Here is a 15,133-nt window from a genome sequence, read left to right as displayed (position 1 = left end):
GTCCAGCGGCGTGGGCCGGCTCGGCGGACTCGCCTCCATCGAGGACTTCCTGGAGCACAAGCAGATCACCCAGGACTACGCACCACTCGGCGGATGAGGCGAGGGAGGACGGACCTCTCCGGCGGACGGATCCGCCCTCCCTCGCCCCGGTCCTCGTGCACTCCCGGATCTTGGAAAACCGACCAGAGCCTTGCCGCTGCCACTCCCAGCTGTTATTACATATCGCACACCCCCCACTCTGCCCCGGCGGCGACGACGCCCGGGGCCCGCACCACCGCCTCGACGCGGCCCACCCGTCGAGCGGCGACCCCGGATCCCGCCCGCCGTCTCCCGTACGGCACGCCGACCCCTACCCGGCAGGAGGCCACAGATGGCCCGAGAGCGCGACGTTCTGACCCTCGACGTCGACGGACACAAGATCACCGCGATCACCGCGGAGCCCGCCGAACCGAGCGGCAAGCCGTTGATCGCCGCCCTCCACGGCGGTACCTACACGGCGCACTACTTCGACGTCGCGGGTGGCCCCGGGGGGTCGTTCCTCGACGTCGCCGCCGCCCACGGCTACCCGGTGGTGGCCTTCGACCGCCCGGGCTACGGCGGCAGCACGCCGCTCGCACCGGAGAGCAACACCTTCACCCGGCACGCGGAGCTGCTGAGCGGCGCCGTCGCCCAGGCAGCCGCGCGCCGCGGGGCCGACCGGGTGTTCCTGGTCGGCCACTCGATCGGCGGGATGATCGCCTTGATGATCGCCGCACACTCCCCCGAGCTGCCGCTGATCGGTGTCTCGGCGACCGGGATGGGCGCCGTCATCCCGCCCGGCGGCGCGGCCGAGGCACTCGGCTCCCTCCCGCCCGACGACACGGTGGACCTGCCCTACGAGGAGCGGGACCACGTGATGTTCGGGCCCGCCCACACCCACACCGCCGAAGCGCGGCGCCAGGCGCACGACACCTACGCACCCGTGCCCGTGCGGGAATTGGCGCAGGCGCCCGCATGGCCGAGGGAGCACCTGCCGGCCGTCGCGCCCCGGGTGCGCGTCCCCGTGCACAACGCGCTCGCCGAGTTCGACGCCCTGTGGGACAGCACCCCGGAGAACGTCGCCCGGTTCGCGGCCCTGTTCACCTCGGCGCCCTTCGTCGACGCGCAGGTCGCCCGCGGCACCGGCCACTGTCTCGACCACCACACGCTCGGCATCGCCACGCATCTGCGTCAGCTCGCGTTCGCCGAGGAGTGCGCGGTCTGGGCCGCCGCACGACACGAAGCCGAGAACGGGAACTGATGCACATCATGGAGAACGAGCGGCTCCCCCGCAGGGTCCAGGTCCTCGTCGCCGGGGGCGGACCGGTCGGCCTGGCGGCCGCGGTCGAACTCGGACGGCGTGGCGTCGACTGCCTGGTCGTCGAACCACGGTCGACCGTCTCGCGGGCCCGCCCACGGTGCAAGACGCTCAACGTGCGCACGATGGAGCACCTGCGCCGCTGGGGTCTGGCCGACCGGCTCCGGCAGCGGGCGCCGCTTCCCACCTCGTGGTCCCAGGACGTGGTCTTCTGCACGTCGCTGGCCGGACACGAGCTGTCCCGCTTCACCGGCGTGCTGGGGCTCGTCCCCGAGGGCGACCGCTTCGCGGAGACCGGCCAGCAGGCACCGCAGTACGTCCTGGAGGAACTCCTGCGCGAGGCCGTGGGCGAGCTCGCCGGGTGCCGGCTCGTGCTCGGCTCCCGCGTCGTCGCCGTCGACCAGGACGACGACCTGGTGACCGTCACCGTCGAGGACGGCTCCGGGAACCGCAGCGTGGTCACCGCCGACTACGTGATCGGATGCGACGGCCCGCGCAGCACCGTGCGCGACCAGATCGGCTCCCGCTACGTCGGGGAGCAGGCGCTGCGCCCGAACTTCGGCTTCGTCTTCGAAAGCCCCGGCCTGTGGGACCACGTACGCCATGGGCCGGCCGTGCAGTACTGGGTCGTCAATGCGGCCGCGCCCGCGCTGGTCGGTCCCCTGGACCGCACGGGCACCTGGTGGGCGATCGCCTACGGCGTCGACCGGGAGACCGGGGAGCGCACGGCACTCGACGTCATCGAGGGGGTCGCGGGCCGCCCGGTGGAGGCCCGGGTGCTCTCCACCGACCCGTGGACCGCCCGGATGCAGATCGTCGACCGCATGCGCAACGGCCGGGTGTTCCTCGCCGGCGACGCCGCGCACCTCAATCCGCCGTTCGGCGGGCACGGGCTGAACACCGGGCTCGGCGACGCCGTCGACCTGGGGTGGAAGCTCGCGGCCGTACTCGCCGGCTGGGGCGGGCCGGAGCTGCTCGACAGCTACGAGGCCGAGCGCCGCCCCGTGCAGGAACGGGTCATCAGCGAAGCGACCGCCAACATGCGGGTGCTCTCCACCGAGTTGCTGGCCGACGGTCTCGACCAGGACGACCAGGCGGGGGCCGACGCCCGGCAGGCGGCGGCGGCGCGCATCCAGGAGACCAAGAAGGCGGAGTTCCACTCGCTGGAACTGGTCCTCGGGCTGCGGATCGCCGCCTCGCCGATCCTCCCCGGCGAGGACGCGACGGCGCGGGGGCCGCTGGTCGGTGCCCGGCTGCCGCATGCGTTCCTGCCGGACGGCCGCTCCCTGTACGACGTGCTCGGTGAGCATTTGACGCTCCTGGTCCGCGGGCACGGCGGCGAGGAGCAGCCCTTCTTGGACGCCGCCCGCGCCCGCGGCGTACCGCTCACCGTGGTCCACCTCGCTTCGTCGGCGGACCGCGACTACGCCGGGCTGCCGGGCGCACGTCTCGCGCTGGTCCGGCCGGACCAGGTCGTCGGCTGGCTCGGCGAGGAGGCCCCGAAGGACGCCCCCGCCCTCATCGACACGCTGAGCGGTCACACGCGGGCCGGTGCGGCTCACGACCACCGCCCGGCGGGGAACGGGATCCTCGACCGATGACCCGGCACCGCATCGACGTCCACGCCCACTACCTCGGCGGCACCGTCGAGCGTCTGTTCGCTTCCGGGTTCACCCTGGCCGGCGGGTACCGGATCCCCGCCGGCTGGAGCCCGGAAGGCGCCCTGGCCTTCATTGACCGCCACGAGATCGCCGCCCAGATCCTGTCCGCCCCGTGGCCCTTCGCCGGCACCGGCGACGACCCCGGCTTCGCCACCCGTTTCTGCCGCGACGTCAACCACGAGTACGCCGAGCTGATCGCGAAGTACCCGGGGCGGTTCGGCGCGTTCGCGGCCGTTCCGCTGGACAGCCCCGACACCATGCTGGCGGAGATCGCCTACGGTCTGGACGACCTGGGCCTGGACGGCGTCATGCTGACCTCCAACAGCGTCGGCCACTACTTCGGGCAGCCGTTCTACGAGCCGGTCCTCGCCGAACTCGACCGGCGCGAGGTACCGGTCTTCCTCCACCCGACCGACTGTCCGCACGTGGACGTACTCGGCTTCGGCCGGCCCAGTTCCGTGTGCGAATACCCCTTCGACACCGCGCGCAACATCGTCAACGCCCTGTACACCGGGGTGTTCCAGCGGTACCCCCGCCTGCGGCTGATCCTCGCCCACTGCGGCGGGGCGCTGCCGAGTCTGGGCTGGCGGATCGCCGAACACACCACCATGGGGAGAGGGCCCGAGGACGCCGCCATCGACCCCGGACACGTGGCGGACGTGCTGCGCCGCCTGTACTACGACACCGCGCTCGCGGGCTCCGCGCACTCGCTGCTGCCCACCCTCCAGGTCACCGACGCCACGCACGTGCTGTTCGGCACCGACTGGCCCGCCGCCCCGGAGGCGACGGTGGAGCGCAACATCCGCAACCACGGCGTTCCAGGGCTTCACCGCCCCACAGCTGACCGGAGTCGAGCGCACCAACGCGACACGCCTCTTCCCCCGCTTCACCTGACCGGCACCAGGCAGTACACGACGGGGCGGCACCGCCCTGCTCCTTCCCAGGACACCCCACAGCAGAAAGGCACCTCACGATGTGCTTCAGCGACAGCGACCGGCGTGACTTCCTGAAAGGCGCCGCGGCGGCCGGGATGGCCGCCGTCGGCGTGTCCGCGCTGGCGGCGCCCGCCGCCGCCCACGCGCAGGAGAGCACCACCGGCGACCGGGTCGCCCTCACCAACGTCCGCGTCTTCGACGGCAGCGGGCTGACGGCGCCGCGCACCGTGGTCATCGACGGCGGACTGATCGGGGTCAGCGCCGTCGGCGCCCGGAGGATCGACTGCGGGGGCGCGATCCTGCTGCCCGGCCTCATCGACGCGCACATCCACCTGGAGAACCTCGACACCCTGCGGCAGCTGACCCGCTTCGGGGTCACCACCGGCCTGGACATGGCCTGCTTCCCGCCCTCGGTGGTCGCGTCGCTGCGCGGACGTGCCGGTCTGACGGACGTGCGCAGCGCGGGCACCCCGGCCGTCGCGCCCGGGAGCCCGCAGAGCCAGGTGCCGACGTTCCCGGCGGACGGAGTGCTGACCGGCCCGGAACAGGCGACCCGGTTCGTGCAGGCCCGGATCGCCGAGGGCTCCGACTACATCAAGATCATCGTGGACGAGCCGGGGCTGAGCCAGGAGACGGTCGAGGCCGTGACCAAGGCGGCGCACGCGCGGGGCAGGCTCGTCATGGCCCACGCGACCTCCGCGGCCATGGCGGAGCGGGCCCTGGCCGCCGGGGCCGACATGACCCACCACGTGCCGCTCGACAGCCCGCTGCCTCCCGCGGTCGCGGCCCGCTACGCCTCGGGCGGCCAGGTCGCCGTGCCGACGCTGACGATGATGGAGGGGTTCGCCGCCCTCGGCATCCCGGGCATGGACTACGCGGCCGCCGAGGGCAGCGTCGCCGCGCTGCGCCGGGCCGGGGCGCGGATCCTGGCCGGGACGGACGCCAACCACACCCCCGGCATCCCGGTGCAGCCGGCGTACGGCGTCAGCTTCCACCACGAGCTGGAGCTGCTCGTCCGGGCCGGGCTCACTCCGGTGGAGGCCCTGCGGTCCGCGACCTCGCTGACCGCGCAGGCGTTCGGCCTCCGCGACCGCGGGGTCGTGCGTCCCGGGTACCGCGCCGATCTCGTCCTGATCGACGGCGACCCGCTCGCCGACATCCGCGCCACCCGCGCCGTCCGGCGTGTCTGGGTCGGCGGCATCGAGTACGTCCCCGGCGCCTGACCGGCCGCCGCGGAGCCACCCGGCCCGGCTCATCTCCCCGCCGGGCCGGTGGTCACCAGGGGCTGACGCCCGCGCCGTCGAGGAAGGCGCCCGTGGGACCCTCCGGACCGAGGAGTGCCGCCCGGACGATGGGGGCGGCGCCCTGCTCGACGGTCTGGAAACCCTGGTGCCGGTTGAGGTCGGTGGCGGTCGGCCCCGGGTCCACGACGTTGATCCGCAGCCCGGGGTAGGCCCGCGCGTACTGCACGGTCAGCATGGAGACCGCCGCCTTGGAGACCGGGTACGGCAACAGGCTCGGCACCCGGGACTCGGCCCGCTCGGGGTCGTGGACGCGCCCGAAGGAGCCCAGGCCGCTGCCGACGTTGACCACCGTGCCGTTCTCGCTGAGTTCCAGCAGGGGGAGGAAGGCGTGCAGGACGCGGACGATGCCGACGACGTTGGTGTCCAGGACGGCGGCCACGTCGGCCCCGGTGCACTCGCCGAGCGGCTTGGGCCCTCCCCCGTTGATGCCCGCGTTGTTGACGAGGACGTCCAGCACGCCGTGCTCCTCCGCGACGCGCAGCGCGGCGGCGTGCACGGAGGCGTCGTCGGTGACGTCCAGCACCAGCGGCAGGCCGCCCACCTCCTTCGCGGCCCGCTCCGCGTTGTCCGCGTTGCGCGCGGCGGTGTAGACCGTGTGGCCCGCGGCGACGAGCTGACGGGCGGTTTCGAGTCCCAGGCCCTTGTTGGCACCGGTGATCAGGGAAATGGTCATGGCATCGACTCTGCCTCGGGGGACGGAGGGGTACCAGGGAAGCCTCGTCCTGGTATCGGGAGTACTACGCTGCCGTACGCGGCGGCGGGCTTCGGTCCGCAGCCGGCCGGCTGCGGACCGAAGCCCGCCGGTCACGCCGGACGAGGGCTGACGGCGGGTGCCCCCGCGGCGAAGGCCCTGTGCTTCCAGGCGATCAACAGGAACCAGACGGGCACCAGGATGCCACTCGGGTAGAGGAACTCCTTCGGCAGGACGTTGCCGAGGAAGCTGAACAGGGCCAGCCAGCAGCCCAGCACCACCCCGACGACGCGGACGCTCCTGGGCGGAGCCAGCAGGGACGCGGTGACGAACCACATGCCGGCCATGACATGGCCGCCCAGCCGGACCGCCCAGGCCAGGTCGTGCGGCACCTCGTTGATCGTCATGATCGCCGACAGGACGTCGAGGGCGAGCCATCCGTACCCGGCGGCCTTCGCCCAGCCAGGGGCGGGCAGGCGCGCGACGACGAACATGATGGCCAGGTGGAACAGGATGCCCGTGTACTCGACCGCCACCACCCCCGGGGCGACCGCGAAGGAGATCAGGGAGGGGGTGAACAGGACGGGCGGAAGGACGGCGAGCGTACGGAGACCGAGGAGCTCGTGAGTGGGTGACAGCATGATTACTCCGGGAGATGAGAGGGGGACAGCGGCGAGTGCGTCCCGCGCCGTGGACGCGGGCCGGCTGCGGCCTTTCCTGGCAACGCGGTTGCCAGGAAAGGCCGTCGGAGACTCGGCTGCCGCCGTCAGCCGGAGTTCAGCCACTCCCGGATCGCGGCGTAGAAGGCGGCCAGTTCCTCGGGGCGGTCGTCACCGAGCTCGTCGGTGCTGGGTGAGCGGCCCTCCCGCGCGATGTTCCAGGCGAGCACCGCGTAGCTCGGCCGGTGCCCGGCCAGCTCCTCCGGGGGCACCTCGATGATCTGGCCGGGCACCGACGGGGTGAGGGTGCAGTACTCGTAGACGGCGTCGAGCGACAGGATCTTCCAGAGGTCGTCCCGCCGCTCCAGGCGGTAGTTCAGGCGGCTGTGGCAGACGAGGTCGCCGGTCACCCCGCCGACCTCGACCTGGATCCGCATCGCCACGGACGCCTCGGCGTGCGCCTTGGCGCCGCGCACGTGGACGACCGGCGCGAAGACGTGGTGGGTGGCCACGGCGCCGCGCTCGGCCATCGCCCTGGATCCCGTGACGAAACCGGCGCCGTCACCGTCGTACCAGCTGAGGCGGACCCTCGAGTCCGGCCAGTACTGCTCCGCCATCAGGTCCCACCAGCCCCGGTCCCGTCCCTGACGCTCACTGAGGACGACCTGGGTGACCAGCGAGGCGTCCTCACCGCCGCTGGCCCGGTTCGTTCTTCCTGCGCCGTCCTCTGCGGGTGCGGTTTCCATGTGCTGCTCCTTTCCGGAGGGTCAGTTGGCGGGGCGCAGCTTCGCCGTCATCCGGGCCAGTTCGTCGAGCATGAGTACCGCGGCCTGGTCCAGGCCGGCGTCCTTCATGGCCTCGCCCTCGTCGGTGACCTTGTGCATGGCGAAGGGGATGTTGACCGCCTCCAGCACCGGCACCATCCGCAGTGTGGTCACCACCTGCTTGAGCTGCTGGACCGCCCGGGTGCCGGCGCCGACGCCGCCGTAGCTGACGAAGCCGACGGCCTTGTCCGCCCACTCGTGGCAGAGGTAGTCCAGCGCGTTCTTGGTGACGGCGCTGTACCCGTAGTTGTACTCCGGGGTCACCAGGACGAAGGCGTCGGCGCGCTCCACGGTCGCGCTCCAGTCGAGGGTGTGCTGGTGGACGTACTGCCGCAGCCTCGGGTGGTTCGGCTCGTCCAGCAGCGGCAGGCCGACCTCGGCGAGGTCGACCACTTCGACCTCGAACGTCGCGTGCTGCTCGGCGAGGTCGGCGAACCAGGTGGCGAAGGCGGGCCCTATCCGGTTGGGCCGCGTGCTTCCGATGTGGATCTGCAGGACGGGACGTGCGGTACTGGACATTGCTGTTCCTCAGGGGTTGACGAAGGGGCGCGCGTGCGGCCGCCGGTGGAATCCGGGCCCTGGGCCGACTCGGTGCGGTGGGCCGGAGAGCGAGGGTGCGGGAGGAGTGGCAGATGGCACAGGAACCCCTCACCTCGCGAAGTGCGTTGTTATATCATATTGCGGAGGCCTGCCTTCTGACAGGCATCCCGCTGTGACAACCGAGCGCGAAGGCGGAAGCAGACATGAAACGCCCCCTCCAGCCGATCGACTCCCGCTCGATCCCGGAGCTGGTCACCACCGAGCTGCGGCGCTCGATCGTCTCGGGGGACCTCGCGCCCGGTGAGACCTTCTCGCTGCGGAAGATCGCGGCCATGCTCGACGTCAGTTTCATCCCGGTACGGGAAGCCGTGCGCAATCTCGAAGGCGAAGGGCTCGTGATCACCCGGCCGGGCCGGAGCGCCTGCGTGGCACCGCTCCATCTGGAAGACCTCCAGGGCATCTACCGGCTGCGCCGCAACCTCGAACCCGACCTCGCGGCCCGGTCCAGCGTCCAGATCACCGACGCCGCGCTCGACCGGCTCCAGGCCCAGGCGGAGGACTTCGGACACGAGCGGCACACCATCCAGACCGTCTACGACGCGCATCACGCCTTCCACGCCGCGCTGCTCGCCCCGGCGGCGACCGCGTGGGACATGCGCGTGCTGAACTCGCTGTGGCGGGCCGCCGAGCGCTACATCCGGATCGGCTTCAGCAAGCTGGACCCCGACCCGCAGGACAAGTCGCGCCGCCAGCACGCCCACGAGGGCCTCATCGACACGTTCCGGCGGCGCGATCCCGAGGCCGTCTCGGAGGCCGTGCTCGTGCACCTCACCCGCAACGAGGCGGCGGCACTGCGCGCGCTGGCCGACGAACCGGGCGCGACCGGCACCTAGACCAGGGCCCGGCCTGCCGTGTGGATCACGCCGGCGTCGCGGGGCCCGCCCGGGTCGGCCGAGATGCGCAGTCTCCGCCGGCCGACCCGATCCACACGACGGGCCCTGGCGCACGACCGGGTCCGGCCGGACGTCCGCCGTCCCCTCCGGGGCCCTCGGGAGCGGGGACGCCGTACGGGCCGCCGGCCTCCCCGCCCGGGACCGCCGCCTAGATCATGGGAGTGATCCGCTCCTCCGAGCCGACGAGCGCCTTGCCGTAGATCTCGTAGCAGACCATCGGCAGGATGCCCGCGTGCCGGGAGGCGACCTCGGAGTCGCGCCAGATCCGCTGCAACGGGTTGACCTCGGCGAAGCTGCCGGAGCCGTGCGCGTACAGCAGGATGTCGATCGCCTTCACGACGTTCTCGATCGCCCAGCCGATGTCCGCGCGGATCCGCGCCCGGTCCTGGAACTCCAGCTTGCGTCCCTCGGCGGCGGCCCTGTCCATGTCCTCGGTGACGCGGTGGGCGTGGAAGTGGGCGGTGTCGAGGTGCATGGTGGCCTGCGCCAGCTGGATCTGGAAGGCCACCGAGTCGGCCTGGCGCGTGTAGACGGTGTTGGTGACGCCCTTGGTCGCCGCCTTCTCCTTCACGATCGCCAGCGCCGCCCGCCCGAGGCCGAGCTGCGGCCCGACCATGCCCACGGCGAAGAACGGCCCGAGGGGCGAGCGGTAGAGGAGCTCGTCGGTGAACTCGGTGGGGAAGTCGCCCTCGATCGCCGGGCCCACCGACATGATCCGGTGCTCGGGTACGAAGACGTCGGTGGCGATCAGGCAGTTGGAGCCCGAGGCGCGCATGCCGGCGACGAACCAGGTGTCCTCCAGGTCGAGGTCGGTGCGCGGCACCAGGGCCATGGCCATGTCGACGACCTCGCCGGCCTCGTCGGTGACGGGAATGCTGAGCACGGCCCAGTCGGCGTGCCAGGAACCGGAGTTGTAGAACCACTTGCCGGTGACCCGGTAGCCGCCGTCCACCTTCCGCGACTCCACGCGCGGCGAGAACACGCCCGACACCAGCGCCCTGGGATTGGTCCCCCAGACGTCGTCCTGCGCCTGCTTGGGGAAACAGCTCGCCAGCCAGGCACCGGAGTTGAGCAGGGAGACCACCCAGGCCGTGCCGCCGTCGGCCTCGCCCACGGCGGCGGAGACGTCGACCAGGGCGCGCATCGACGCCTCGTGCCCGCCGTAGCGCCTGGGCTGAAGGATCTTGAAGAGCCCCTCCTCCTGGAGGGCCTGGATGCTCTCTTCCACCACGCGCCGGTCCTGCTCGCCCTGCGCCGAGTTCTTGCGCAGCAGGGGTTGCAGCTTGGTGGCGCGGGCGACGAGCTCGGCCACATCCGGCTGGGCGGTGAGGGGATGGGTTTCGATCGACGTGGTCATGCGTTTCCCTCGGATATCAGCGCGCCGCTGGGGCGCGCGGTGTCTGCAAGGCGGGGCGGGCGGTCCGTCGCCGGGCCGGTGGGTCGTCGCGGGCGGTCAGCCGGCCTGGGCCGCCGCCTCCAGTTCACGCACCACGTACTCGCGCAGCGTGGTCGGCGGGCGGCCGAGCAGCCAGCCGAGCACGTTCGGGTTGCCCGTGATGCCGTAGCGGCTGTAGTGGCCCCACAGCCGGTACATGGCGTCGTAGGGGAACTCGTCCTCCTCGCGCGTCTGGCGCTCGCTGCTCGCGAAGTCGCTGATCGGCTGGAGCTCGGTCGTGATGGGCCGTCCGGACACCTCCGCGATCACGGCCGCGATCTCGTGGCCGTTCACGTAGTCGGACCCGCACAGTTCGTAGGTCGCGTAGTGGTGGCCGGGATCGCCGGCCACCTGCGCCGCGACGGCGGTGACGTCCTCCAGGTCCACCTGCGCCAGCCGCGTGTCGTGCGAGAAGGGCTTGCGGTGGACGCCCGAGCGGACGGTCGCGGCGACGTCGATGTTCTGCAGGTAGTGCATCGGCTGGAGAATCGTGAACGGGATCGGCGACTGGACCACGGCGCGCTCCACGGCCAGCTTGGCCTGGTGGTTGAGGAGCGCCTCGATCTGCGGGTGCACCACCGAGAACTGCACGAAGTGCCCGACGCCGGCCCGCCGCGCCTCCGCGACGACCGCGCGGCCGATGTCCGCCTCACGGTGGTGGAACAGGGGGCCGATGTGGATGACGGACTCGACGCCCGCCATGGCCTTGCGCAGGTCGCCGGGTTCGAGCAGGTCGGCCACGAGGGCCTCGTCCGCCCCGTGATCGCGCAGTGCGGTCACCGAGGGAGCGATGTCCACGGCACGGACGGGCTTTCCCAGGCGCGCGAGCGCTTTCACCAGGCTGCGGCCGGTGCGGCCGCCGGCAGCGGTTACCAGAATCAAGAGAACCTCCGGCGTACAACGCCCACGCGCTTCCGAACGGATCCGGCCGTGACGTAGGGCATATGTGATAACGGGCAGCTTAGATACAGATGTGGCTAATGGGCCAGGCTCAGGAGCCTCGGCCGCTCGGTCAGTAGGCGACCGTGAAGCGCTCGCGGCGGTGTGCCGGGCGCTCGATCTCGTTGACGAAGGCCGTGGCGAAGTCGGCCCCCGAGATGTGGGACTTCCCCTCCGCGTCGGTCAGCAGGACGTCGCCGCCCAGGCGGAACGTCCCGGTCGGCTCGCCGGGGGCGTAGTGTCCGAAGCCCTGGGGCGGGCTCAGCACGAACCAGTCCAGGTCCGGGTCGCTGTCCCGGAGCGTCTGGAGGATCTGGTCGCTCAGGCGTGCGTAGCCCCGGAACCGCTCGGGGAACTCCGGCGCCTCGAAGACCTTCGGCCCCCCGGGCGCGACCAGCAGCGAGCCGGCGCCGCCGACCACGCCGAGGCGCGCGCCCGCGGCGCGGGCCAGCTCGGCGATCTCCTCGTTCAGCTTCAGGAAGCCGTCCTCCAGCTCCCCGCTCGGCGCCAGCGCGACGACGATCACCTCGGCGCCCGCCACGGCGCGTTCGAGGTCGGCGCGGACCAGCGCGGACCCCGTGACGGGGACGACGCCGGCGATGTCGGCGTCCGGGGCGCTGCGGCTGAAGGCGACGACGTCGTGGCCCCGCGCGGCGGCCTCCCGGGCGATGGCGCCACCGGCGTATCCGGTGCCGCCGAGAACGGTGATACGGGCCATGAGATCTCCCCAGTGAGATGCGTCGGGGACTCTCCCCCACGCGGACTGCCCGGCGGCGGCGTCTGGCTCACCGCGGGCTCCCGGAGCTGTGCCGGGGCAGCCGGCGACCCGGGGCTCGTGCTCCGGCTGCCCTTTCCCCGTGGGCTCAGCCGCCCGCCACCGGGAGGCTCTGGGACGGGACGAGCGCCTGCGACGCCAGTCGAGCGTAGGCGTCGCGGACCGCCGGGACCAGCGCCCTGGCCCCGTCGAGGTCGGCCCGCTCGGTGCGCAGCTTGAGGATGTCCCCGGCACGGCGGTCGGCGGGCACGTCGGCGGTACGGGCCGCGATCAGGGCGTGGAAGTGCGGGAAGGACTCCCCGAACATCAGGATGTACGTGGCCTCCGCGCCGGTGGCCTGGGTGACGGCGGCGACCAGGTCCCGGGCGCGGCGGCCGAAGGTCTCCAGTTCCGCCTCGTCCAGCCCGGTGATGCGCTCGGCGTGGCGCCGGGCGCGCAGGAAGAACCATCCGGGGACGTCGTAGGACGGGACGATCTCCGCGGCCCAGAGGTCGTCGCGGAAGACCACGTCGGACTCCTCGGACTCGTCGAGTCCGCAGATCAGGCAGTTCTGTTCCATGTGCTGTTCTCTTTCGGAATGTGGTGGGACGGGAAACGGACGGGCCGGGGGGCAGAGGGCGTCAGGAGCCGGCGCGGAAGCGCGTACGGATCGATCCGATGCCCTCGATGCTGGTGACGAGTTCGTCATCCGGCCCCAGCAGGACCTTGGGCTCACGGGCGAAGCCGATGCCGGCGGGCGTGCCGGTGAAGATGACGTCACCGGGCGCCAGGGTCACGATCGCGGACAGCCGCGCGATGATCTCGGCGACCGGGAAGATCATGAGCTTGGTGCGGGACTGCTGCATCGACGTGCCGTTGAGCGTGCAGCCGATGGCGAGGTCGTCCGGGTCGGCGAACTCGTCGGGGGAGACGAGCGCCGGCCCCATGGGCGCGAAGCCGGGGAAGGACTTCCCCATGCTGAACTGGGGGGTCGGCGGCCGCAGCTGCGTCTCCCGCTCGGAGAGGTCCTGTCCCACGGTCAGGCCCGCCACGCGGTCCCAGGCCTCGGCCGCGTCGATCCGGTGGGCGTGCGCGCCCATCACGACCACCAGCTCGGCCTCGAAGTCGACCGAGCCGGGCGGCAGCTCCACCTCGGCGACCGGCCCCGTGATCGAGGACGGGAACTTCGTGAACACGACCATGGAGTCGGGGGACGTCTCCAGTCCCGCCTCCTCGGCGTGGTCGAGGTAGTTGAGCCCGATCGCGAAGACCTGTCCGGGGCGCGGGACCGGTGAGTCCAGCAGCGTCTCGTCCAGCGGCCGCGCGGGCGCGCCGCCCGTTCCCGCCGCCGCCCAGGCGCGGAACTGGGGCCAGCGCTCGTAGACGGCCTGGACGTCCGGGGAGAACAGGCCGTTGCTCGCCTCGGCGACGTCGACCACTCCCTCGTCGGTCAGCAGGCCCAGCCTGCCCGCGACGTTGACGATCCGCATGGGCTTCCCTCTCGGTCGAAAATATATGTGATAACAAGTATGGCTGAGCCGGTCGGGTTCCGCACCGGCCTTGCCCCTCCCGGCCGGCCGTGTCAGTCGGCCATCGGGTGCGGCAGCTCGGGACTGGTCTTGAGCGCCCATGCCCGGGTCTGCAGCTCGGCGGCCGGTACGCCGGCCCGCCGCGCCTCCACCATCAGCTCGGGCCGGTAACGCACCCCGATCGGGTCGGCGTCGTACTCCGGGCCCCGCATGTAGGCGGTGGCCTCGTCGGCCGTGGCGAAGTTGTCGACCTGCATCTCCACGTGGTTGCCGTCCGGGTCCTCGTAGTACAGCGAGGTCGTCACGCCGTGCTGGACCGGCTTCCACGGCTCGATGCCCTTCTCCCGCAGTTCCAGGTACCGGTCCAGCAGGTCGTCCAGCGAGTCGAAGGTGTACGCGACGTGGTTCACCAGGGCCGTCCTGGCCGACTTGCGTTCCAGGTCGGGGATGTGGGCCAGGGCGATGCGGTGGTGCTCGTCGTCGAAGGTGATGAAGGTCAGGCCGTGCCCCTCGTAGACGACGTGGGCGCCGAGCAGCGCGCAGTACCACTCACGCATGGCGTCGGGCTGGGACGTCTGGAACACGACGTGGGCGAACTTGGGGGTCAAGGTCATGCTCGTCTCTCCTCTGCTGGTGGTGCGTGGCCGGCCGGCGGCACGGGCGCTCCTGCGGAGCGCCCGCCGCCGTCACCCCGCGATGGCGTCGAGCTCGGCGACCGCGTCGTCCGGGAGGTCCACGGCGGCACCGCGGACGTTCTCGCGCAGGTGCGCGACCGAGGACGTGCCCGGAATCAGCAGGATGTTCGGCGACCGCCGCAACAGCCAGGCCAGCGCGACGGCCCTGGGCGTCGAACCCAGGCGGGCCGCGACACCGTCGAGGATGCCGGACTGGACCGGGCTGAAACCACCGAGGGGGAAGTAGGGGACGTAGGCGATCCCCTGCTCGGCGAGACGGTCGATCAGGTCGTCGTCCTCCCGGTGCGCGATGTTGTAGAGATTCTGCACACACACCACGGGCGCGATCGACTGGGCCTCGGCGACCTGCTCGGCGGAGACGGTACTGAGCCCGAGATGCCGGATGAGCCCCTGCTCGCGCAACTCCGCGAGGACGGTGAACGGCGTGGTCACCGACTCGTCCGGCCCGCCCATGCGGAGGTTGACGACATCGAGGCGGTCCAGGCCCAGGCGGGCCAGGTTGTCCTTCACGGCCTGGCGCAGCTGCTCGGGCTCGGCCGCCTGCGGCCATCCGCCCTGGGCGTCCCGCGCGAAGCCGACCTTGGTGACGATGTGGAGGTCCGGCGGGTACGGGTGCAGTGCCTCGCGCAGGATCTCGTTCGTCACGTACGGGCCGTAGTAGTCACTGGTGTCGATGTGGGTGATGCCCAGCTCGACCGCCTCGCGGACCACCGCGACGGCGGCGGCCCGGTCGGCGGGCGGCCCGAACGCCTGCGGGCCGGTGAGCTGCATGGCGCCGTAGCCCATCCGGGTCACGGTGAGGTCGCCGCCGAGGACGTAGGTGCCCCCGGCGAGGGTGTTCGGCATTCGGGTCTCCAGGTGTGGTGTGCCGGTGGTGG

General features: G+C 72.0%; 16 protein-coding genes. 5 read left to right on the top strand and 11 right to left on the bottom strand.

The genetic code is table 11. The features are described 5' to 3' along the window. The first annotated feature begins 370 nt into the window (after positions 1-370). From ACFF45_RS31175 to ACFF45_RS31160, 4 genes are read left to right on the top strand one after another with little or no spacing between them, the layout of a single operon-like run. Positions 371-1,279 (top strand): alpha/beta hydrolase, encoded by a 909-nt coding sequence (locus ACFF45_RS31175; protein ID WP_381350141.1) that lies wholly within the window; start codon positions 371-373, stop codon positions 1,277-1,279. Further along, positions 1,279-2,937: an FAD-dependent monooxygenase gene (locus ACFF45_RS31170; RefSeq protein WP_381350140.1), complete on the top strand. Its 1,659-nt coding sequence runs from the start codon at positions 1,279-1,281 to the stop codon at positions 2,935-2,937. Before ACFF45_RS31175 ends, ACFF45_RS31170 begins: the two co-directional genes overlap by 1 nt. Continuing rightward, positions 2,934-4,007 carry an amidohydrolase family protein gene (locus ACFF45_RS31165; protein ID WP_381350138.1) on the top strand — a complete coding sequence of 358 codons (1,074 nt, stop codon included), beginning with the start codon at positions 2,934-2,936 and terminating at the stop codon, positions 4,005-4,007. The genes ACFF45_RS31170 and ACFF45_RS31165 overlap by 4 nt, the downstream gene beginning before the upstream one ends. Then, a complete protein-coding gene (locus ACFF45_RS31160; protein WP_381350137.1) occupies positions 3,971-5,155 on the top strand; it encodes an amidohydrolase family protein in 1,185 nt (394 codons plus the stop codon). The genes ACFF45_RS31165 and ACFF45_RS31160 overlap by 37 nt, the downstream gene beginning before the upstream one ends. 52 nt (positions 5,156-5,207) lie before the next feature. Here the strand turns inward: ACFF45_RS31160 and ACFF45_RS31155 are convergent, their stop codons facing one another. From ACFF45_RS31155 to ACFF45_RS31140, 4 genes are all read right to left on the bottom strand, one after another. Further along, positions 5,208-5,909, bottom strand: coding sequence for an SDR family NAD(P)-dependent oxidoreductase (locus tag ACFF45_RS31155; RefSeq protein ID WP_381350135.1), 702 nt, complete (start codon positions 5,907-5,909; stop codon positions 5,208-5,210). Between the two features lie 131 nt (positions 5,910-6,040). Beyond that, on the bottom strand, positions 6,041-6,568 hold the full coding sequence (locus ACFF45_RS31150) for a hypothetical protein (RefSeq protein WP_381350133.1): 528 nt from the start codon (positions 6,566-6,568) through the stop codon (positions 6,041-6,043). Positions 6,569-6,693: 125 nt separating this feature from the next. Further along, entirely contained in the window at positions 6,694-7,332 is a 639-nt protein-coding gene (locus ACFF45_RS31145) for a nuclear transport factor 2 family protein (RefSeq protein ID WP_381350132.1), read from the bottom strand. A 21-nt stretch (positions 7,333-7,353) separates the two neighbouring features. Further along, complete coding sequence (locus tag ACFF45_RS31140) at positions 7,354-7,929, bottom strand: NADPH-dependent FMN reductase (protein ID WP_381350131.1); 576 nt, start codon at positions 7,927-7,929, stop codon at positions 7,354-7,356. 224 nt (positions 7,930-8,153) lie between these two features. Between ACFF45_RS31140 and ACFF45_RS31135 the strand changes: the two genes are divergently transcribed. Next, on the top strand, positions 8,154-8,843 hold the full coding sequence (locus tag ACFF45_RS31135; protein ID WP_381350129.1) for a GntR family transcriptional regulator: 690 nt from the start codon (positions 8,154-8,156) through the stop codon (positions 8,841-8,843). Between the two features lie 208 nt (positions 8,844-9,051). On the opposite strand, the gene ACFF45_RS31130 is transcribed toward ACFF45_RS31135, so the two are convergent. The 7 genes from ACFF45_RS31130 to ACFF45_RS31100 all read right to left on the bottom strand — a co-directional run bounded on the left by ACFF45_RS31130 (position 9,052) and on the right by ACFF45_RS31100 (position 15,101). Beyond that, positions 9,052-10,260 (bottom strand): acyl-CoA dehydrogenase family protein, encoded by a 1,209-nt coding sequence (locus ACFF45_RS31130; RefSeq protein ID WP_381350128.1) that lies wholly within the window; start codon positions 10,258-10,260, stop codon positions 9,052-9,054. A 96-nt stretch (positions 10,261-10,356) separates the two neighbouring features. Then, on the bottom strand, positions 10,357-11,220 hold the full coding sequence (locus ACFF45_RS31125; RefSeq protein WP_381350127.1) for an SDR family oxidoreductase: 864 nt from the start codon (positions 11,218-11,220) through the stop codon (positions 10,357-10,359). Positions 11,221-11,350: 130 nt separating this feature from the next. After that, positions 11,351-11,995, bottom strand: a complete 645-nt coding sequence (locus ACFF45_RS31120) for an NAD(P)-dependent oxidoreductase (RefSeq protein WP_381350126.1) — start codon at positions 11,993-11,995, stop codon at positions 11,351-11,353. 145 nt (positions 11,996-12,140) lie between these two features. Next, entirely contained in the window at positions 12,141-12,611 is a 471-nt protein-coding gene (locus tag ACFF45_RS31115) for an HIT family protein (RefSeq protein WP_381350125.1), read from the bottom strand. 61 nt (positions 12,612-12,672) lie between these two features. Further along, positions 12,673-13,521 carry a fumarylacetoacetate hydrolase family protein gene (locus ACFF45_RS31110; protein ID WP_381350124.1) on the bottom strand — a complete coding sequence of 283 codons (849 nt, stop codon included), beginning with the start codon at positions 13,519-13,521 and terminating at the stop codon, positions 12,673-12,675. A 92-nt stretch (positions 13,522-13,613) separates the two neighbouring features. Beyond that, a complete protein-coding gene (locus ACFF45_RS31105) occupies positions 13,614-14,174 on the bottom strand; it encodes a VOC family protein (RefSeq protein ID WP_381350123.1) in 561 nt (186 codons plus the stop codon). 72 nt (positions 14,175-14,246) lie between these two features. Continuing rightward, on the bottom strand, positions 14,247-15,101 hold the full coding sequence (locus tag ACFF45_RS31100) for an oxidoreductase (protein ID WP_381350121.1): 855 nt from the start codon (positions 15,099-15,101) through the stop codon (positions 14,247-14,249). Between the last annotated feature and the right edge of the window lie 32 nt (positions 15,102-15,133).

This window comes from Streptomyces cinereospinus, from assembly GCF_042430725.1.
Lineage (GTDB): Bacteria > Actinomycetota > Actinomycetes > Streptomycetales > Streptomycetaceae > Streptomyces > Streptomyces cinereospinus.
Note: the sequence above shows the minus strand (reverse complement) of the source record. Positions and strands in the feature narration are given on the sequence as shown.